Origin of the sequence: Pseudoxanthomonas sacheonensis (assembly GCF_010093305.1) — a bacterium.
Classification (GTDB): Bacteria; Pseudomonadota; Gammaproteobacteria; order Xanthomonadales; family Xanthomonadaceae; genus Pseudoxanthomonas_A; species Pseudoxanthomonas_A sacheonensis.
Window position 1 is genome coordinate 153,278 of the sequence record NZ_PDWS01000007.1, and the last position, 20,816, is coordinate 174,093.

Annotated in this window: 12 protein-coding genes; 6 read left to right on the forward strand and 6 right to left on the reverse strand. The window is 66.3% G+C overall.

The annotated features are described in order from the left end of the window. Positions 1-3 precede the first annotated feature (3 nt). On the forward strand, positions 4-648 hold the full coding sequence (locus CSC73_RS08490; protein WP_163840005.1) for an NTP transferase domain-containing protein: 645 nt from the start codon (positions 4-6) through the stop codon (positions 646-648). Further along, entirely contained in the window at positions 645-1,871 is a 1,227-nt protein-coding gene (locus tag CSC73_RS08495) for a molybdopterin molybdotransferase MoeA (RefSeq protein ID WP_163840006.1), read from the forward strand. The genes CSC73_RS08490 and CSC73_RS08495 overlap by 4 nt, the downstream gene beginning before the upstream one ends. 201 nt (positions 1,872-2,072) lie before the next feature. On the opposite strand, the gene fdhD is transcribed toward CSC73_RS08495, so the two are convergent. From fdhD to CSC73_RS08510, 3 genes are all read right to left on the reverse strand, one after another. Further along, positions 2,073-2,924 carry a formate dehydrogenase accessory sulfurtransferase FdhD gene (gene fdhD, locus CSC73_RS08500; protein WP_163840007.1) on the reverse strand — a complete coding sequence of 284 codons (852 nt, stop codon included), beginning with the start codon at positions 2,922-2,924 and terminating at the stop codon, positions 2,073-2,075. After that, positions 2,917-5,229 (reverse strand): FdhF/YdeP family oxidoreductase, encoded by a 2,313-nt coding sequence (locus CSC73_RS08505; RefSeq protein WP_163840008.1) that lies wholly within the window; start codon positions 5,227-5,229, stop codon positions 2,917-2,919. Before CSC73_RS08505 ends, fdhD begins: the two co-directional genes overlap by 8 nt. A gap of 238 nt (positions 5,230-5,467) precedes the next feature. After that, complete coding sequence (locus CSC73_RS08510) at positions 5,468-7,531, reverse strand: phytase (protein ID WP_163840009.1); 2,064 nt, start codon at positions 7,529-7,531, stop codon at positions 5,468-5,470. Positions 7,532-7,830: 299 nt separating this feature from the next. Between CSC73_RS08510 and CSC73_RS08515 the strand changes: the two genes are divergently transcribed. Further along, positions 7,831-9,330, forward strand: coding sequence for a CoA-acylating methylmalonate-semialdehyde dehydrogenase (locus CSC73_RS08515; RefSeq protein ID WP_163840010.1), 1,500 nt, complete (start codon positions 7,831-7,833; stop codon positions 9,328-9,330). 12 nt (positions 9,331-9,342) lie between these two features. On the opposite strand, the gene recQ is transcribed toward CSC73_RS08515, so the two are convergent. Beyond that, the gene (recQ, locus tag CSC73_RS08520) at positions 9,343-11,145 is read right to left on the reverse strand and encodes a DNA helicase RecQ (RefSeq protein WP_163840011.1); all 1,803 of its coding nucleotides are present in this window, start codon (positions 11,143-11,145) and stop codon (positions 9,343-9,345) included. A 361-nt stretch (positions 11,146-11,506) separates the two neighbouring features. Continuing rightward, positions 11,507-12,091: a Dps family protein gene (locus CSC73_RS08525; protein WP_163840012.1), complete on the reverse strand. Its 585-nt coding sequence runs from the start codon at positions 12,089-12,091 to the stop codon at positions 11,507-11,509. A gap of 85 nt (positions 12,092-12,176) precedes the next feature. On the opposite strand from CSC73_RS08525, the gene hrpA reads away from it, so the two are divergent. Beyond that, the gene (gene hrpA, locus CSC73_RS08530) at positions 12,177-16,334 is read left to right on the forward strand and encodes an ATP-dependent RNA helicase HrpA (protein ID WP_163840013.1); all 4,158 of its coding nucleotides are present in this window, start codon (positions 12,177-12,179) and stop codon (positions 16,332-16,334) included. A 93-nt stretch (positions 16,335-16,427) separates the two neighbouring features. Here hrpA and CSC73_RS08535 read toward each other — a convergent pair whose 3' ends face one another. Then, complete coding sequence (locus CSC73_RS08535) at positions 16,428-16,937, reverse strand: hypothetical protein (protein WP_163840014.1); 510 nt, start codon at positions 16,935-16,937, stop codon at positions 16,428-16,430. Between the two features lie 54 nt (positions 16,938-16,991). Here CSC73_RS08535 and CSC73_RS08540 point away from each other — a divergent pair, with 54 nt between their 5' ends. Together CSC73_RS08540 and CSC73_RS08545 are read left to right on the forward strand one after the other, a co-directional pair. Further along, complete coding sequence (locus tag CSC73_RS08540) at positions 16,992-19,169, forward strand: RelA/SpoT family protein (RefSeq protein ID WP_425502293.1); 2,178 nt, start codon at positions 16,992-16,994, stop codon at positions 19,167-19,169. Between the two features lie 152 nt (positions 19,170-19,321). Further along, on the forward strand, positions 19,322-20,749 hold the full coding sequence (locus CSC73_RS08545) for a hypothetical protein (protein WP_163840031.1): 1,428 nt from the start codon (positions 19,322-19,324) through the stop codon (positions 20,747-20,749). Positions 20,750-20,816 lie beyond the last annotated feature (67 nt).

The window sequence follows — 20,816 nt, forward strand, 5'->3', positions numbered from 1 at the left end:
GGTATGAGCCAAGCCACCCGTGCTGCCGAATCCACCCCTCCGCGCGAGACGCTCCCCGCGCTGCATGGCCTGGTGCTGAGCGGCGGCGCCAGCACGCGGATGGGCAAGGACAAGGCGCTGCTCGACTGGCACGGCGAACCACAACTGCAGGCGACATTCCGCCTGTTGAGCAGGCACGTGCAATCCTGCTTCGTGTCCTTGCGCAGCGATCAGCGGGCCGAACCGGTCCGCGCGGCGTTGCCGGGTATCGTCGATGAGATCGAAGGAGCAGGGTCGGCCGCCGGCTTGCTCGCAGCGCACGCGGCTTATCCGGAGGCAGCATGGCTGGTGCTGGCCTGCGATCTTCCGCTCTTGCAGGCCTCTACTTTGGAAACACTGATCCGTGTTCGAGATGGGCAGCACATGGCCATCGCCTATCGCAGCCCCGTCGACGGTTTGCCCGAGCCCCTGTGCGCGCTGTGGGAGCCGACGGCGCTGGCGCGCTTGTCGCGCCAGGCGCAGACGGGACGGTACGGGCTGCGCGAGGTGTTGCGATCGGCCGACACGTTGTTGTTGCCCGCGCCCGGCGGAGGCGAACTGGACAACATCAATACGCCGCAAGAATGGCAGCGGTTGGCCCTTCGAATGGAGCGGGGCACGTCTGAATGATCGCCTACGCACAAGCGCTTGAACTGTTGTTGGTCGAAGCCGCCGTCCTGCCGGCCGAGTGGTGCCGATCGGCGGATGCTTGCGGACGGACCCTCGCCGAACCATTGCGCGCATCGAGCACGCTGCCGCCCTTCGACAATGCGGCGATGGATGGATACGCCTTCGCTACTTCGGGCGAAGGGCTGGCCGCAGGCAGCGAGCACCGGGTCGCTGGCCAGCTCGCTGCTGGCGCACCATCGCCGCCCGACGCAGGCTCAGGTGTGTGGGAAATCGTCACCGGCGCGGCCCTGCCGGCGGGACTGGATTGCGTCGTGCCGCTCGAACGCGTCGAACGGTTGGATGCAGGACGCATCCGATTGCGCGAAGCCGCGTTCGCCGGACAGAACATACGCCGTGCCGGCAGCGATATCGCCATCGCCGGGGAGGTGGCGGCAGCGGGGCAGCGCGTCGATCCGGCCTTGCGAATGGTCCTGGCCGCGCTGGGCATTGAGCGGATCAGCGTCCGGCGCAAGCCGCGCGTGGCTTTGCTGAGCACCGGCGCCGAACTGGTCGCCGATGCTTTGCTGCCACTGGGACCGGGACAGATCTACGCCTCCAATGCCTCCTACCTGGAAGCGTCGCTGCACGCGCTGGGTGCGGAAGTGATCGCGAACGTGGCGCTGGGCGATGATGCGCAAGCCTTCGCCACGCAGACACGGCGGCTGGCCGATCAAGCGGATCTGGTCTTGAGCACCGGCGCGGTGTCGATGGGCAGCCGCGATTTCATACCTGCCGGCCTGCAAGCGACGGGCGCGCGTTTGCTGTTCCACAAGGCGGCGATCCGGCCGGGCAAACCGATCCTGGCCGCGCGTTTGCAGGAAGGGGCCTTGTTCGTGGGATTGCCCGGCAATCCGATCGCCACTGCGGTCGGGTTGCGCTACTTCGTGGTGCCGTTGTTGCGCGCCATGTTGGGCATGCCTGCGGAAACTCCCTTGCGCGCTTCGTTGGCGGCGCCGATCCGCGTGGCCAAGGGATTGCGGCATTTCCTCAAGGCGCGGCTGCGCCAAAGCAGCGATTCGGGCCTGGTCGCCGAGTTGCTGGAAGGCCAGCAGTCTTACCGCATGGGTTCGCTGCTGCAGGCCAATGCGTGGGTGGCGTTGCCCGAGGATGCCGACGAATGGCCGGCGGGAGCGCTGGTCGATGCGTTGCCGCGCGATGCGGGCGGTGGTTGGTTTCTCGATTGAGCGCTTGACGCGTCCTTCTCAGCCTTGTGCACCCTGCGGGCGCCTCTTGCGGGAGAAGAGCCTGCCCCGTACTTGATCCGGGGTGGCCGACAGGCCGGATGAGGGGGAGGCGTCGCAAATGTCCGGCGCGAGTTGCTTCGCCGAGTGTGTCGCCGCTCGACGCAATGCTGAGCGCTGAACCCATAACAGCTCCGGCGGCCCTCACCCGCCTTCGGCACCCTCTCCCGCTAGCGGGAGAGGGGTTTGTCCTCGCAACCTGTGCGGATGGCTGTAGATCACTTGGCGTCCCGGCCGCGCGAAGCCGGCGAGGGTGAGGCCGCAATCACGCGCCAGATCCACCGCCAATGCGGTCGGTGCGGAGATCGCGGCAAGCAATCCGATTCCGGCGATGGCCGCCTTGGTCACCATTTCGTAACTGGCGCGACTGGTCACCAGCGCGAAACCCTGCGTCGGATCGATCCCGCCGCGCATCATCGCGCCGATCAGTTTGTCCAACGCGTTATGCCGGCCTACGTCTTCGCGCAGCAGCATCAGCGTGCCGTCCGCAGAAGCCCACGCGGCGGCGTGGGTCGCGCCGGTCGCCTTGTTCAAGGGCTGATGCTCCTGCAACGCGGCGAGGGCAAGTTCCAGCGAGGTAATATCGATGGCGACGCCATCAGGCACGGGAACAGGACGTTTCACCACTTCCTCGAGCAAGCGCGTGCCGCAGATACCGCAGCCGCTGCGCCCCGGCAGCAGGCGTTCGGCAACCGCATCGCCGGATGCGGGGTTGCGCGTGCGGATGTCCAGCAGAATTCCTTCCAGAACCGTACGCACCTCGATATCCGCGATATCGGCGGGAACCGCATGCCCTTCGGTCAACGAGAAGCCGTAGGCGAAATCCTGCAGGTCTCCCGGCGACGCCATCATCACCGCGAACGGTGCGCCGTCATAGCTCACCGCTACCGGCACTTCCTCTGCGAGCAGATCCGAGTCGGTCCGCGCAATGCCGGCATGCAGTTGCGTAACCGGCCGGCGCGCATAGCCGTTGCCTGGTTCGTCAGGATCAACCACGGTCCGGCGTATCTTGCGAAGCGCGGATGGACACCGGAATGGATTTGTACGCGGGCGTGCCGGACTTGGGGTCGTGGCTGTCCAGCGGCACCAGGCAATTGCCTTCCGGGTAGTACATGGCTGCCGAGCCGCGAGGGATGTCGTACTCCACCGCAGTGTAGCCGCGCACGCCGCGCGCCTCCGCACCAGCCGCAGCTCCCATCCGCGATTCGATATCGATACGGTCGCCGTGCTTCAAGCCGCGCGCCTGCAGATCCGCCGCATTCATGAACACCACGTCGCGACGCCCGTTGATGCCGCGATAGCGGTCGTTGAAACCGTAGATGCTGGTGTTGTACTGGTCGTGCGAACGGATGGTGGTCATGGTCAGCGTATCGGCGCGGCCGTCGCGCGGATCTTCGTTGAGTCCGGGCGCGACCAGGAAATTGGCTTTGCGGCCAGGGCCGCCCCAGTCGCGTACCGAGGCGCCCACGTACAGGCGGAAGCCGCCCGGTTCGCGCACCCTGCGGTTGTAGTCGCTGAAGATGGGAAACACCGCCTCGATGCCGTCGCGGATGCGGTCGTAGTCGTCCACCAGCGACTGCCAATCCACTTTGCTCTCGGGCAGAGTCGCTTTGGCGATGCCAGCGACGATGGCCGGTTCCGAAAGCAGGTGTTCCGATGCCGGTTCCAAGCCGCCTTGCGAGGCATGCACCATCGACATGGAATCCTCCACTGTCACCGACTGCGCGCTGCCGGCTTGTATATCCAATTCGGTGCGGCCCAGGCACGGCAGCAAGAACGCCTGTTTGGCGGGAATCAGGTGCGAACGGTTGAGCTTGGTCGCCACATGCACCACCAGATCCAGTTTGCGCATCGCCGGGAAGGTGGTTTCCGGATCGGAGATCGCCACCGCAAGATTTCCGCCCAGGCACACCAGCGCCTTGGAGCGGCCGTCGCGGATCGCGCGCACCGCTTCCACCGCATCGTGGCCGTGGGTGAGCGGGAATTCGAAACCGTAGGTGCGCTTGATCGCGTCCACCAACGCTTGCGTGGGTTTCTCGGTGATGCCGACGGTGCGGTCGCCCTGCACATTGGAATGGCCGCGGATCGGCGCGATGCCCGCACCGGTGCGGCCGATGTTTCCGCGCAGCAGCATCAGGTTGGCCATCTGCTGCACGTTCTGCGTGCCGAAGCGGTGCTGGGTCATGCCCATGCCGTAGCAGAGGATCACGCGTTCGGCCTTGGCGTAGACCTGCGCGGCGGCTTCGATATCGGCACGCGACAGGCCGGAGGCCTCCACGATGCCTTCCCAACGCGTGCCGGCGATATCATCGCGCAACGCTTCCAGGCCCTGCGTGTGTTCGGCGATGAAGGCATGGTCGAGCACGCCTTTGCCGCCGGCGGCAAGATCGGCTGCGTCGGCTTCGAACAGCCACTTCATCATTCCCTTCAGCAATGCGGCGTCGCCGCCGATCTTCACCTGGTAGTAGGTCTGGGCGATGGGCGTGGAGCTGTTGGTGAGCATCTCGCCGGGATCCTGCGGCGAAGCGAAGCGTTCCAGCCCACGTTCGCGCAGCGGGTTCACCGCGATGATCGGCGCGCCGCGTTTGGAAATCGCACGCAAGGTCGAAAGCATGCGCGGATGATTGGTGCCCGGGTTGTGGCCGAAGCTGAAAAGCGCGTCGCAATGCTCGAAGTCTTCCAGCGTCACCGTGCCCTTGCCGACGCCGATGGATTCCGGCAGGCCGACGCTGGTGGCCTCGTGGCACATGTTGGAACAGTCGGGAAAGTTGTTGGTGCCGAATTCACGCACCATCAACTGGTACAGAAAAGCCGCTTCGTTGGACGTGCGGCCGGAGGTGTAGAACTCGGCCATGTCCGCATGCGGCAGCGCGCGCAAGGCGGCGCCGATGCGTTCGAAGGCTTCCTCCCAGGCGATTGGCAGGTAGCGGTCGCTGGCCGCGTCGTAGACCAGCGGTCGGGTCAGCCGGCCGGCGTCTTCCAGCGCATGGTCGGACCACTCCCACAGTTCCGCGACGGTGTGGGCGGCGAACAGTTCGGGCGTGGCGCGCTTGCCGGTGGCTTCCCATGCAACGGCTTTGGCGCCGTTCTCGCAGAACTCGAAGGAAGAAGTGTGCTTGGGATCGGGCCATGCGCAGCCGGGACAATCGAAACCGGCGGGCTGGTTGACGCGCCGCAGCGCGGCGGCTTCGCGTCCTACCGCCATCTGGCTCTTCAACGCCCGCGCCACCGCACCCAGCGCGCCCCATCCCCCGGCGGGGCCTTCGAAATTTTCTACGCCAGGAACCTTGCGTTCAGCCATGGAATTCAATGCCGGTCAGCGCCGTTGCGACTGGCCGGAGTTTGCCACGATTGAGCTAAGCCTGCGGTGACGGCGGCATCTGCCGTGGCACGAAAGAACCTCTGAACAATCCGGATGTCATCCCGAGCGTAGCGAGGGATCTGTTTTCCCTGCAAACAGCAGATCCCTCGCTACGCTCGGGATGACAGGAATAGGGTTGTTCGGGCCTTCCGTGACGGGTTTCTTCGTGGTTACGACTTTACTCGCCGCGCATTTCCAGCTTCAGCGCGCGCGCGATCGATTCCCACGGCACGTACTTGTAGTTCTGGTTTTCCACCGGCATCACGTTGCGGCCGTCCTGGGCGATCATGGCGCCGTGCTCGAAGCCCGGGCCCAGGTTACGGCTGGTGACTTCCAGCCCATCGGTTTCGGAAATGCCGTCGATGCCGCGCAACGGATCGGCGACCACCGCGAACGATCCCAGGTATTCCTGCTTGCCCTCGCGGCGATACACCGCGTAGGTATCGTTGCCCTGGCTGGACACGACGATATAGCCGCGGCCATCGCCCAGGTCGTAGATTCCAAGTCCCTCGAAGTCGTTCTTGACCGCCGGGTTGTCGGCGATCTTCTGCACCGCGGTCTTGGCGTCGCCGCCGTCGGCTTCGGCGGACATGCGCCACAAGGCGACGTCTTCCTCATCCACGTAAAGAGTGCCGTCGCGATCGTCGGCGACGCAGCCTTCGGTCTGCGTATCGAAATTCATGTCGCGGACCAGTCTGGTGGTCACGCCCCGCGGGGTCGCCACCAGTTCCCACTGCCGCTTGCGCGTATCGTCGCCGTTGACGAACACATAAAAGCGCTGGTCCTTGGGGCTGCGGTACATGCACACGCCGTAGGGGTCGTCCAGCCCGGTAGGCTGCACGCCATCGGCCACATTGACCAGTTCACGCTTCTGCGTATCCAGCCGGTAGAGCCCAATGGACTTGTCGGTGCGGTTGCTGGCCGCGACCAGCACAATCTTCTCGCCGCCCAGCTCGAAGCCTTCGCGCAAGTCCACGTTGTTCATCTTGCCGTCCGGCAGGAACTGCAACACCTTGCCCTGCATATCGTACAGATACAGTCCGGCCTTCTTGTCGGTGGCCACGATCAGGCTTTTCGACGGATCGGCCGGATCGGCCCAGATCGCCGGATCGTCCGCTGCGTCGCCGTAACTGCCGGCCGGCGTGGTTTCCACCGTTGCGACGACGGCCGCTACCTTGGACTTGGTGGACGCACCTGCCGTCTTGGGCGCACTGAGCGGTAGCTTCAGCGCCTGCGCGATGTCCTCGATGGCCAGTGCCTTGTAGTTGGAACCGTCTTCGTCGGTGACCAGCAGCAGGCCATGCGGGAACGAGGGGTAGGTGGCGCCGGTCGCGAACAGCGGACCCGGTTCGCCGATGGCTTCGCTGCTGCCGGGCGCCGCTACCTTGAACGCGCCCAGGAACGCGCCCTTCTTGTCGCGGTCGTACACGTTCACCTGGCCTGCCGAAATATCCGAAGCGATCAGCCAGCGCCTGTCGCCTCCCTCGTAGACCGCGACGCCGCCGCTTTCCTCTTCGATATGCCCCAAACGCGGCGCGTCGACGATCCTGGCCGAGACATCGGCTTCCGGGTCGGCGTTGAAGCGCCAGATGCCCACGCCTTCTTCGCTGGCGAACACATGGCCCTTGTTGTCGGCAGCGCATTGCTTGAGCGTGGAAGGCACGTTGATGCGCCGCACCTGGCGCGCGTCCAGCTTGCCGCCAGCAGTGGGGAACAGGATCTGCTGGTCGATTTCGCCGCCATCGCCAACGACGAAGGTGTACAGGGCATTGTCCAGAGGATTGCGGAACAGGCAGATGCCTTCAGCGGCGAATCCGAGCGGCAATGGACGCGCGCCGATTTCCTGCAGCCGGGAGCCTTTCATCGAGAACAGGCGCAGGCTGTTGGTCGTGGTATCGATTGCAGCCAGTACGGTCGCCTTGCCATTTCCAAAGCGGACGTCGTAGGCGACATCCACCGCCGCCACTTCGCCAGAAGGCGTGGTGCCAACGCGTTTGCCGGCCAGGTCGTAAACCTCGAGTCCACCGAGTGCGGCGGTGGCGACGATATGGCTGCGGCCGGGATTACGCGAATCGCGGACCAGGATAGCTGCGTTGGCTTCCTTGCTGGCGGTTGCCTGGGTCTGCAGTTTCGCTGCGACCAGCGGAACGTCCGTGCTGCTCGCCTCCTGCGCCGGGGCTACGCTGCAGCAGAGGACCAGTGCGGTGGCGGTCGCAAGAGCGGAAAAGAGCGAAGGTTTCATTGCTTCCCCATGGGCGATGATTTCCCGTTGATGATTGTAGTTAAGCCTGTCTTGCCGACGCCGCTATCCTGCAGCGGCTAGGCCCCCAAGATCGCCGACCCAACCCTTAATGCTGAATTAGGCCTGTTACTGCAATATGTCCGAATGATGCGCAGGGTGCACGGCACCGCTACGATCTCTACTATCGGAACTGCAGCGGCCGGATTGGCCGACGGCGGCTCCCCGCAGCGGTCCTCGTGGACGAGCGGATCGTGCGCAGGCATCGGTCGGGTAGTCCGAATACTTTCAGGAACAAGCACATGCGCGACATCGAACATTTCATCGGCGGCCGGTCGGTCGCGGGAACCTCCGGCAAGTACGGCGAGGTTTTCGATCCCAACCAAGGGGTGGTGCAGGCGCGCGTGCCGCTGGCTTCGGTAGCCGAGCTCGACCGCGCGGTGGCCGATGCCGCCGAGGCGCAGAAAGGCTGGGCCCAGGCCAATCCGCAGCGCCGCGCACGGGTGATGTTCGAGTTCAAGCGCCTGCTGGAAGCGCACATGGACGAGCTGGCCCATCTGCTTTCCAGCGAGCACGGCAAGGTGATCGCCGATGCCAAGGGCGATATCCAGCGCGGCCTGGAAGTCATCGAGTTCGCCTGCGGCATACCGCACCTGTTGAAAGGCGAATACACGCAGGGCGCCGGCCCCGGCATCGATGTGTATTCCGCACGCCAGGCGCTGGGCGTGGTCGCCGGCATCACTCCCTTCAATTTCCCGGCGATGATCCCCATGTGGATGTTCGGCCCGGCCATCGCCTGCGGCAATGCCTTCATCCTCAAGCCGTCCGAGCGCGATCCTTCGGTGTCGGTGCGTTTGGCCGAGCTGATGATCGAAGCCGGCTTGCCGCCGGGCGTGCTCAATGTGGTGCACGGCGACAAGGACACGGTGGAAGCGATCCTGAAGCATCCGGCGATCAAGGCGGTCAGCTTCGTCGGTTCCTCCGATATCGCGCAATCGGTGTATGCGTTGGGCGCGCAGCACGGCAAGCGCGTGCAGGCGATGGGCGGCGCCAAGAACCACGGCATCGTGCTGGCGGACGCCGATCTGGACCAGACCGTGGCCGATCTGCTCGGCGCGGCCTACGGTTCGGCGGGCGAGCGCTGCATGGCGCTGCCGGTAGTGGTGCCGGTGGGCGAGGAAACCGCCGAAGCGCTACGCGGGAAACTCGTCGCTGCGGTGAAGGGCCTGCGCATCGGCGTTTCCACCGACCCGCAGGCGCATTACGGCCCGCTGATCAATGCCGCGCACCGGGCCAAGGTGGAGTCCTACCTGCAGATCGGTGTCGAGGAGGGCGCCGAGCTGGTGCTCGATGGCCGGGGTTTTTCGTTGCCTGGCCACGAGGACGGATTTTTCCTGGGGCCGAGTCTGTTCGATCATGTCAAAGCGGACATGAGAACCTATCGCGAAGAGATCTTCGGGCCCGTACTGCAGATCGTGCGCGCCGATACTTTCGAGGAGGCGCTGGAGCTGCCGTCCAGGCATCAGTACGGCAACGGCGTGGCCATCTTCACCCGCAACGGAGATGCCGCGCGCGAGTTCGCCGACCGCGTGGAAGTGGGCATGGTCGGCATCAACGTGCCCATTCCGGTGCCGGTGGCCTACCACAGCTTCGGCGGTTGGAAGCGCTCGGGTTTCGGCGACCTCAACCAGTACGGCATGGACGGCGTGCGCTTCTACACGCGCACCAAGACCATCACCCAGCGCTGGCCGAAAGGCGGGCCGGTTTCCGACCAGAGTTTCGTCATTCCGACCATGCGCTGACGCGCTGCTTCCTCATCCCTGCGCGCGGATGGTTTCCAGCACTTGCGGGCCGTAACGTTCGAGTTTGGTCCCACCGATGCCGCCGACTTGCGCCAGTTCGCCCAGGCTGCCCGGGCGCTGTTCGGCGATGTTGCGCAGCGTGCTGTCGTGGAAGATGACGTAGGCAGGCACGTTCTGTTCGCGCGCCAGTTGCGCGCGCAGTTCGCGCAAGGCGCCGAACAAGGGCAGGTCCTGCGGCTGCACGGACACGCCGGTGCGCGGGCCGCGATCGCGTTCGCGGGGCTTCTTTCCCGGAAGTTCCTTGCGCAGTACCACGGCCTGCTTGCCGGTGAGGACCGCACGGCTCGAGTCGGTCAGGCGCAGGCCGCCGAAGGCTTCGGTGTCGACTTCCAGCAGTCCCGCAGCGACCAGTTGCCGGAACACGCCGCGCCACGATTTCGCATCCAGGTCCTTGCCGATGCCGTAGGTGCTGAGCTTGTCGTGGCCGAACTGCTGGATGCGTTCGCCCTCGCCGCCGCGCAGCACTTCGATCAGATGCACCACGCCGAAGCGCTGGCCGGTACGGTAGACGCAGCTCAATGCCTTTTGCGCGGCCAGCGTCGCATCCCAGCTGGCGGCAGGCTGCAGGCAGTTGTCGCAATTGCCGCAGGGGTTCGGATAGGTTTCGCCGAATCCAGCCAGCAGCACCTGGCGCCGGCACTGCATGGATTCGCAATAACCCAGCAGCTGGTCCAGCTTGCGGCGTTCGAGTTGCTTGCGTTCCTCGCCGGCCTCGGACTGCTCGATCATCTGCTTCAGCAGCACCATGTCGCCGAGCCCGTAACAGAGCCAGGCTTCGGCGGGTTCGCCGTCGCGGCCGGCGCGGCCGGTTTCCTGGTAATAGCCTTCCAGCGATTTGGGCAGGTCCATGTGCGCGACGAAGCGCACATCCGGTTTGTCGATGCCCATGCCGAAAGCGATGGTGGCCACCATCACCACGCCTTCCTCGCGCAGGAAGCGCCGCTGGTTGGCGGCGCGTATTTCCGCATCCAGGCCGGCGTGATAGGGGAGGGCCTTGAAGCCCAGCTCGGCCAGGGCCTCCGCGGTCTGGTCGACCTTGCGCCGCGACAGGCAATAGACGATGCCGGCCTCGCCGCGATGCGCATCCAGGAACTCCAGCAGCTGGCGCTTGCCGTTCTCCTTCTGCACCACGTTGTAGCGGATGTTGGGGCGGTCGAAGGAGCTGACGAACCACTGCGCCTCATCCAGCTGCAGGCGCTCGGCGATCTCGCGCTGGGTCGGCGGGTCGGCGGTGGCGGTCAGCGCGATCCGCGGCACTTGCGGCCAGCGTTCGTGCAGGACGGTGAGCTCGCGGTATTCGCGGCGGAAATCGTGACCCCATTGCGAGACGCAGTGCGCTTCGTCGATGGCGAACAGGGCGATGGGGGAGCGGTCCAGCAGTGACAGGAAACGCGGCGTCAGCAGGCGTTCCGGGGCGACGTACAGCAGATCCAGCTCGCCGGCCAGCAGTGCACGCTCGACGCGTGCGGCTGATTCGCCGTCCAGAGTGGAGTTGAGGAACTCGGCGCGCACGCCGACCTGGCGCAGCGCCTCCACCTGATCCTGCATCAGCGCGATCAACGGAGAGATCACCACGCCCACGCCCGCACGCAGCAGAGCCGGCACCTGGTAGCACAGCGACTTGCCGCCGCCGGTGGGCATCAGCACCAGGGCGTCGCCGCCGGCGGTGATGTGCTCGATGATGGCTTGCTGCGGGCCACGGAAATCGGCGTGGCCGAAGATGCGCTGCAACAGTTGCTGTGGGGATTCCTGCATGGGTCTAGGTTAACAGCGGGGTCAAGCCCTGCATTCCGGGTATGCCGGAGACGTCGTTAAGGACTGGCCGCTTGTTCGGGTAAGGGTTTTCCGTATTCGGGGCAATATTTTGAAGTAATGCGGTCGCATTCGCAGAGAAGGCTGCGCCTGCTTTTCTCCTCTCCCCTTGCGGGAGAGGATGCCCGGAGGGCAGGAGAGGGGTACGCGAGCGCAGCGATGCGCGCTTTTGGCGTCCGACACTCGATGAAATGCGGTGGCCACCTTAATCGGCTCCGGCGCACCCTCTCCCGGCCTTCGGCCACCCTCTCCCATCAAGGGAGAGGGGGATCCCACGCCCGCCAAGAAAAGGCGCGGGAAGGAGTTACTGCAGCAGCGAGCGCAGCATCCAGGCGTATTTCTCGTGGGTCTGCAGGCGCTGGGTCAGCAGGTCCACGGACGGGTCGTCGCCGGCGCTGTCGGCGGTCTTGAGCACCTTGCGCGCGGTGCGGCATACGGCTTCGTTGCCGACCACCAGCTGGCGCACCATTTCCTGCCAGTCGGCGCTGTGGGTCAGGCCGGGTTCTTCGGGAATGGAGGACAGGGCGACGAATTCACGGTACGAGCCCGGCGCGTTGTAGCCGAGCGCGCGGATGCGTTCGGCCACTTCGTCCAAGGCCGTCCACTGCTCGGTGTACTGGATCTCGAACATCGTGTGCAGCGAGTTGAACATCGGACCGGTGACGTTCCAGTGGAAGTTGTGGGTCTTCAGGTACAGCGTGTAGCTGTCGGCGAGGAAGCCGGAAAGGCCGTCGGCGATCTTCTTGCGATCCCCGCTGCCGATCCCGATATCGATGTTGGGCGCAGTGGGCGCGGCGGCGGCCAATCGGGCCGCGGCGGGCGAGGTCGCCGACGCCTTGCTCTTGTCCGATTTGCTGCTCTTGGGCTTGCTGCTCTTGGTCTTGGCCATGCGGGGCGCTCCTTAAGGGTGGGATAGGCGACAATAAACAAGGTAACGCATGTTGTGTAATCAAAAGATTCACTGCCACTGATCGATGGGTGCTTCCGAAGCCGAAAACAAGGACCTGCCTGCCGCGCGCCGTGCCATAGACGGAGCGCTGACCCGCGACCGTGGGCGATTGCATGGCCTGTGGTCGCGCTGGCAGGCCAAACCCGCCGACCCGGCCGCCCGCGCCGCGTTCGAACAGGCATTGGCGCTTTCCAGCGCCAAGATCGCCGCCCGTGCCGCGTCCGCGCCTGCGGTGACGCTGGACGAAGCGCTGCCGATCGCGCGCGAAGCCGAAAAGATCGTCGAACTGATCCGCGCCCATCCGGTGGTGGTGATCGCGGGCGAAACCGGTTCCGGCAAGACCACCCAGCTGCCCAAGCTGTGCCTGGCCGCCGGGCGCGGCGTGGCCGGCATGATCGGCTGCACCCAGCCGCGCCGGATCGCGGCGCGCGCGGTAGCGCGGCGCGTGGCCGAGGAGCTCAAGACCCCGGTCGGCGGCGCGGTCGGTTTCCAGGTGCGTTTCAACGACCAGGTGGGCGACGACACCCGCATCAAGTTCATGACCGACGGCATCCTGCTGGCCGAAATCGCCTCGGACCGCTGGCTCTCGGCCTACGACACCATCATCGTCGACGAGGCGCACGAGCGCAGCCTCAACATCGATTTTCTGCTCGGTTTCCTCAAGCAGCTGCTGCGCAAGCGCCGCGACCTCAAGGTCATCGTGACCTCGGCCACCATCGACACCGAACGCTTCGCGCGCCACTTCGACGGCGCGCCGGTGATCGACGTGGAAGGCCGTACGTTTCCGGTGGAAGTGCGTTACCGGCCTTTGGAAGAGATGGGATTGGGGATTCGGGATTCGGGATTCGTAGAAGCGGATCGTCGGACACCATCGGTATCGCGACCCGCTGCTGTTGCGAATCCCGAATCCCGGATCCCCAATCCCACCCCCACCGTCAACGACGCCATCGTCGCCGCCATCGACGAGATCACCCGCCAGGACCCACGCGGCGACGTGCTGATGTTCCTGCCCGGCGAACGCGAGATCCGCGACGCGCACCAGGCGCTGGAGCGACGCAAGTACCGCGAGACCGAAGTGACGCCGCTGTACGCGCGGCTGTCGGCGCGCGACCAGGACAAGGTGTTCAATCCTGGAACCAAACGCCGCCTGGTACTGGCGACCAACGTCGCGGAAACCTCGCTCACCGTGCCGCGCATCAAGTACGTGGTCGATCCGGGTTACGCGCGGGTCAAGCGCTACAGCCCGCGGCAGAAACTCGATCGCCTGCATATCGAGCCGGTGTCGCAAGCCAGCGCCAACCAGCGCAAAGGGCGTTGCGGGCGCATTTCAGACGGCATCTGCTATCGCTTGTACGCCGAAGCGGATTTCCAGTCGCGACCCGAATTCACCGATCCCGAGATCCGCCGCTCCAGCCTGGCCGGGGTGATCCTGCGCATGCTGTCGCTGGGGTTGGGGCGCATCGAGGATTTCCCGTTCCTGGAACCGCCGGATGAGCGCGCCATCGCCGACGGCTGGCAGCAGCTCGCAGAACTCGGCGCGGTCAGCGTCTCCGACAAAGGCGGGGACAGGAAACTCACCGCCATCGGCAAGCAGATGGCGCGCCTGCCGGTCGACGTGAAGCTGGCGCGCATGCTGGTGGCCGCGCACGGCAATGCGTCGTTGCGGGAGATGACGGTCATCGCTTCGTTCCTGGGCATCCAGGATCCGCGCGAGCGTCCGCCCGAAGCGCGCGAGGCCGCCGACAACGCACACGCGAAATTCGCCGATCCCAAGTCCGAATTCGTCGGCATCCTCAAGTTGTGGCAGGCCTATCGCGATGCGCACGAAGAGCTGACCCAATCGAAGCTGCGCGACTGGTGCGAGCGCCACTTCCTGGGCTTCCTGCGCATGCGCGAGTGGCGCGAACTGCATCGGCAGCTGCTGTTGCTGTGTTCCGAACTGGGATGGGAACTCAACGAGCCTACCGCCCAGGAAAAGACCAGCGAAGGAACTCCCCCTTTGAAAAAGGGGGGCAGGGGGGATTTGCTCTTGGCGCGAAAAGCAAATCCCCCTCAATCCCCCTTTTTCAAAGGGGGAAGACAAGCGGGCACCCCCTTTTCCAAAGATGGCACACAGTCAGGCGATCGAAATTCCCTGGCCGAAGGCATGAGCCCCGCCGCCTACGTGTCGCTGCATCGCGCGTTGCTCGCCGGCCTTCCCACCCAGGTCGGCCACAAGACCGAGAAAGGCGATTTCCTCGCTCCCCGTCAGCGCCGCTATCACTTGTTCCCGGGCTCCACGCTGGCGAAGAAACCGCCGGCATGGGTGTTGAGCGCGACCTTGCTGGACACCGCGCGCATCTGGGGCATGACCAATGCCGCCATCGAACCGGACTGGGTGATCGCCGAGCTGCCGCATCTGCTGGCGCGCAAGCATTTCGACCCGCACTGGTCGCGCGCGCAGGGCCACGTGCTCGCATCCGAGCAGATCAGTCTGTTCGGGCTGGTGCTGGCGCCGAAGAAGCCGGTGCACTACGGCCGCATCGCGCCGGCCGAAGCGCACGACATCTTCGTGCGCCAGGGTCTGGTCACCGGCGAGATCAATACCCGCGCCGGTTTCGTCGCCGACAATCTGAAGACGCTGGAACAGGCGCGCGAGGAAGAAGCCAAATTGCGCCGCGCCGGCATCGTCGCCGACGAGGACTGGCAAGCGCGCTGGTACCTGGACCGGATTCCCGCCGACCTGCATTCCGCCGCTGGACTGGATGCCTGGTACAAGACGCTGGCGCCGGAAGCGCGCCGTGCGTTGCACTGGTCGTTGGCCGACCTGTTGCCGGGCGAAGGCAGCGAAGAAGACCGTTTCCCGAAATATTTCCCGCTCGGCGATGCGCGTCTGCCGCTGCATTACAAGTTCGAGCCGGGCGCCGTGGACGATGGAGTGACCCTGGAAGTGCCCGTGCATCTGCTCAACGCACTGGATGCCTCGCGCCTGTCGTGGTTGGCTCCGGGCTTCATCGCCGACAAGGCCGCCGGACTGATCCGCAGCCTGCCCAAGGCGATGCGGCGGAATTACGTGCCCGCGCCCGATTTCGGCCGGGCCTTCTCCGAGGCGTTTCCGAAACCAGGCGCCGACGACATCCGTGGCGAACTGGCGCGCTTCCTCACGCGCGCCACGGGCGCTGCCGTGGCTGCGCTGGATTTCGACGACGCTGCGCTGGAACCGCATTTGCGGATGAACCTGCGCTTGCGCGCGGAAGACGGCAAGGTGCTGGCCGAGTCGCGCGACCTGGACGATCTGCGCACGCGTTTCGGAGAACGTGCCGGGCATGCGTTCGCCGCGCGCGCCGGCAGGCAGATGGCGGCGCAGGGCCTGCGCGAATTCCCCTCCGCGCCGATTCCGCTGCAGGTGCCGGGCGAAGCGGGCGTGCCCGCCTATCCGGCGCTGGTGGACGAGGGCGAGAGCGTGGCGCTGCGCGTCTTCGCCGACCGGTCCGAGGCGGCGACCGCGCACCCGCAAGGCGTGCGCCGGTTGCTGGACATCGCCTTGGCCGACAAGGCCAAGCAAGCCCGCAAGCAATTGCCGGTGTCGCCCAAGACCGGGCTGCTGTATGCGGCGATCGAATCGCAGGAACGCCTGCGCGGCGATCTGGTGGAAGCGGCGCTCAACGCGGTGCTGGCCGACGGACTAGGCGACATCCGCGACCGCGGGGCCTTCGAGCGCCGCAGCGAGGAAGCGGCGCGCAAGCTGTTCGCCGAAGCCATGGAACGCCTGAAGCTGGCCGAGGCCATCCTTTCGGCCGTCGCCGAACTCAAGCCGCAGCTCGAATCCAAACTGATGGGCTGGGCCAGCGGCAATCTGGACGACCTGCGCAGCCAACTGGCGTCGTTGGTGCATCCCGGTTTCCTGCGCGACACCCCCGCCGACGCGCTGGCGCAATTTCCGCGCTATCTGAAGGCCATGCGGCTGCGCGCCGAGCGCGCTTTGCGCGATCCCAGCCGCGACCAGGCGCGGATGCTGGAGCTGCGGCCGTTCCTGGAAGCGCTCGACCAAGCAGCCGCACTCGGCCGCCAATCGGATCCGGCCTGGCAGTCGCTGCGCTGGGATCTGGAAGAGCTGCGCGTTTCGCTGTTCGCGCAGGAACTGGGCGCACGCGCGGGCATTTCGCCGAAGAAGCTCGCCCAACGATTGGCAGCGCTGAGCTGAGTAGGTCGGGGCTACGTCCCCGACGCATGCGATGCCCGCGCGCCCGGATACCGCTTGGGTCGGGGGCGTAGCCCCGACCTACGGCTGGGCACGTTACTTGATTCGGCGGACCTTTGCGGCGGTGTTGTAGCCCTCGATCTGCAGGAACCAGTTGTTCATGATGCCCGGCTTGATCTTGACCTTGGGATTGGTCTTACGCACGCCGGCCAGCGAGGCCGGTTCGATCTGTTCCCAGACCTGGCCGTTCTCGAGCGTGTACTGGCGGCCCTTGGCGAAGCCGTCGAAGTTGCCGACGATGGAACTCTCGATGGCTTCCTTGGACCCGAAATCGAAGAAGCCGCGGTTCTTCTCCACCACTTCCTTGCGGCCTTCTTCCTTCGCGGACTCGGTCGCTTTCGCCGTCTCCTGCACTACCTTGCGTTGCAGCCAGGCATTCAACGCGGCCAGTTCCTGCGCGCTCAGCTTGTCCAGGCCGGCGGCCTTGAACTCATCGGCGCTCATCTGCTGTTCGACGTCGGCGGTCTGCAATGGCGTCTGCTGGCCCCACGCCACGCCCGCAAAAGCGAGCGCCATCAGTACGAAAGGAATGCGAAGCGATTTCATGTGGGCTTTCACGCGGGTGTTCTCCTCCGGACGCAAGGCGGCTAGTGTAGTCGTATCTTCCGCAAAACCATCGCTCCGACCGCCGTGACCTTCGCACCGCTGCAAACCTGGCTGCAGTCCCGTTCAGCCGACGGCTTGGCCCCGGAAATGCGGGCCGCTCTCGCCGATGCCGCGCAGCTGCCCGGCCTGGAAGCGGGCATGCCCGATGCCTGGCCCGTGCTGGCCGACACGCTCGAGGCATTGGCCGGCCTGTCGGCGGAAGGCGACGTACTGGCCGCGGCTTTGCTGTTCGGCATCCCCGGCTTGCAGGCGGGCCTGAAAACGCAGCTGGCCAAACAGCCCGGTATCGCCGGCCTGCTGGACGGACAGAATGCGGCGGCGCAGGTCTGGGCGCTGCATGCCGAGCGTACGGTCGTCGGCAACAGCGAAGGCTTGCGCCGGCTGCTGCTTTCCATCGTCCACGATCTGCGGGTGGTGCCGATCCTGCTGGCCCGGCAACTGGCGCGGATGCGCGCCGCCGGAAAGCTGCCCGCCGCCGACAAGCGACTGCTGGCGCAGCTGACCCGCGACATCCATGCGCCCCTGGCCAACCGCCTTGGCATCTGGCAGTTGAAGTGGGAGCTGGAAGATCTGGCCTTCCGCTACCTGGAGCCGGAAACCTACCGCCAGCTCGTCCAGCAGTTGGACGAAAAGCGCGCCGGCCGCGAACGCTACATAGAGGGCGTGAAGACCACGCTGCGCGCGGCGCTGGCCGAACAGGGCATCGCCGCCGAGATCAGCGGACGGCCGAAACACATCTACAGCATCTGGCGGAAGATGCAGAAGAAGCAGGTGTCGATGGACGAACTCTACGACCTGCGTGCGGTCAGGGTGGCGGTGGAGGATGTCGCAGACTGCTACGCCGCCCTGGGCGTGGTGCATGCATTGTGGCTGCCGGTGCCCAGCGAGTTCGACGACTACATCGCCCGCCCCAAGCCCAACGACTACCGCTCGCTGCACACCGCGGTGATCGGTCCGGAAGGGCGCACGCTGGAAGTGCAGATCCGCACCCACGAAATGCATGCGCAGGCCGAACTGGGCGTGGCCGCGCATTGGCGCTACAAGGAAGGCAAGGGCGGCGACAAGGCCTTCGACCGCAAGATCGCCTGGATGCGGCAGCTGCTGGAGCAGAGCGGCGAAGGCGGCCGCGACGAAGCCGACGGCCTGGCCGGCGAACTCGATGCCCAGCTCGCCGAGGAGCGCATCTACACGCTCACCCCCAAGGGCGAGGTCATCGATCTGCCTAGCGGCGGCACTGTGCTCGATTTCGCGTACCACGTGCACACCATGGTCGGCCACCGCACGCGCGGGGCCAAGGTCAACGGCCGCATCGTGCCGCTCAACCACCAGCTGCGCAGCGGCGACCGCGTGGAGATCATGACCGCCAAAACCGGCGAACCGCGCCGCGACTGGCTGCTGGCCGCCAACGCATTCCTGGCCAGCGGCCGGGCGCGCGACAAAGTCCGCGCCTGGTTCCACAAATTGGACCGCGCGCGGAACATCCAGGCCGGTCGCGAAGTGCTGGAGCGCGAGCTCAAGCGGCTGGGACTGCATCACGCCGATCTTGCGCCGATGGCGAAGAAGTTCCATGCCGAAAGCATCGATGACCTGTATATCCAGATCGCCTTGGGCGACGTCGGCCCCAGCCAGATCGGCCGCGCGCTGCACGAGGAACAACGCGCCGCCAGCGAAGCGCCGTCCGCGCCCGCGCTTCGACGCCTGCCCAAGCGCGCGCCCGCGCCTTCCAAGTCCAAGTTCACCGTCCAGGGCGTGGGCAATCTGCTGGTGCAGCTTGCGCGTTGCTGCCAGCCGGTGCCGGGCGAACCCATCGCCGGCTACCTGACCCGTGGCCGCGGCGTCACCGTGCACCGCGCCGGCTGCCCGTCGTTGCTGCGCCTGGCGGCCGCCAATCCGCAACGGGTGCTGCCGGTGGAATGGGGCGTGGCCGGCGGCGGCTACGAGGTCGACGTGCAGATCCGCGCGCTGGACCGCAAGGGCCTGCTCAAGGACATCACCACCCTGATCGCGCAGGAAGACGCCAACGTCACCGATATCCAGAGCGACAACGTGCGCGGCAGCGGACAGGTGGTGTTGCGGTTGCGCCTGAAGGTGTCCGACTACGGCCAGCTTTCCATGCTGCTGGGCAAGCTGGACGCGTTGCCGGGGATCGAGGAAGCGCGACGTTCAGGCTGACTGGGTATGCTGCGGCGGTGATCCGCGACCACGACAACCCGCCGCGCGGCAAGATCGAACCGGTGGCCGACTGGCTGCAGGAAGTCGAGTTCCGCCGTCCTGCCGCAAAACCGGCGGCGCCCATTTGGCGGGACCGCGGCTTGTGGCGCTGGATCGCGGCGGCGATCGTGCTGCTGGTGCTGGCGGTCGTGGTCTTCCGTCAACCCCTGGCCAATTTGGTCTGGCCCGACATGCGCGTGCAGCGCTTTCTTGATGAAGGCGAGCAGGCCTTGAAACAAGGCCGATTGAGCGCCGCCGACGGCACCGGCGCCCGCCAGCGTTTCGAAGCGGCGCAAGCGCTGGATTCGGACCGCAGCGAGGCCCGCGACGGCCTGGCGCGGGTTGCGCAAGCGGCCGTTGCGCAGGCGCGCGGGTACGTGCAAGACAACCGTTTCGAACAAGCGCGGCAGTCGCTGGCCCTGGCGCGCGAGCTGCAGGTGCCGCGTGCGGATGCAGACGCCGTGGCCGATCAATTGCGGCAGCGCGAAGCCGCGCATGCGGGGCTGGATGAACTGATGCGGCAAGCCGGCAGCGCCAGGACGAGCGGTGCGCTGGAAACCGCATTGCCGCTGTACCAGCGCGTGCTGGCGCTGCAGCCGACCCATACCGCCGCGCTGGAGGGCCGCGAGGACGCGTTGTCCGAGTTGCTGCAACAGGCGCGGGGAGCGATCGCCGCAGGAGATCTTGCGAAAGGGTCCGCGCTGATCGCGCGGGCGCGCGAATACGATGCCGGCCATGTGGATCTTCCCGATGCGCAGGCGCAGCTTGCGCGCGCCGCGGAAACGCGCCGCCGCGCCGCCGACGGCGATCTGCGCCGCATGCGGCTGGAGCAGGCGCTGACCGGCTACCGGCAGGCGCTGGCCGCTTCCCCCGCCGATGCCGCCGCGCAACAAGGCATCGAGCGGATCGCCGTGGCTTATGCGCAGCAGTCGGCGCGGGAAGCTTCGGATTTCGACTTCGCCGCCGCCCAGGCTTCGTTGCAGCTGGCCCGCGAACTCAGTCCGCGCGCCAGTGTGGTCAGGGAAGCGGAGCAGGCCCTGGCGCGCGCGCGGCAATCGCAGTCGCGGCTGGGTTCCACGCTGCCGCTACGGGAGAGGAAGCGGCGCGCGGAGAACTTGCTGGCGGCGGTGGAGCAGGCCGCTGCGCGGGGCGAATGGATCGCTCCCCCTGGCGAAAGCGCCTACGACAAGCTGCGTGCCGCGCAGGCGCTGGCGCCGGACGATGCGGCGGTCAAGCGCGCGGCCACGCGTGTGGTGCTGGCCACGCGCGCGTGTTTCGAGGACGAGCTGCGCGCCAACCGGGTGCGCCGCGCGCGCGCCTGCTACGACGCCTGGCAAACCCTCGAAACCCGGGATGCGGGCCTGGCCGATGCGCGCCGGCGCTTGTCGTCGAAGTGGATCGCGGTAGGCGACGAGCGCTTGGGATCGGGCGATGTCGAATTCGCCGCGCAGGCGCTGCAGGAAGCGCGCGGTTTGGATGCGAATGCGCCAGGGTTGGCCGAATTCGCCGCACGGGTACGCCGCGCCCAAACCGGCCAGTAGGTCGGGGCTACGCCTCCGACGCCCGTAGTCCCTGATCGCGCGACGCCGTCGGGGGCGTAGCCCCGAC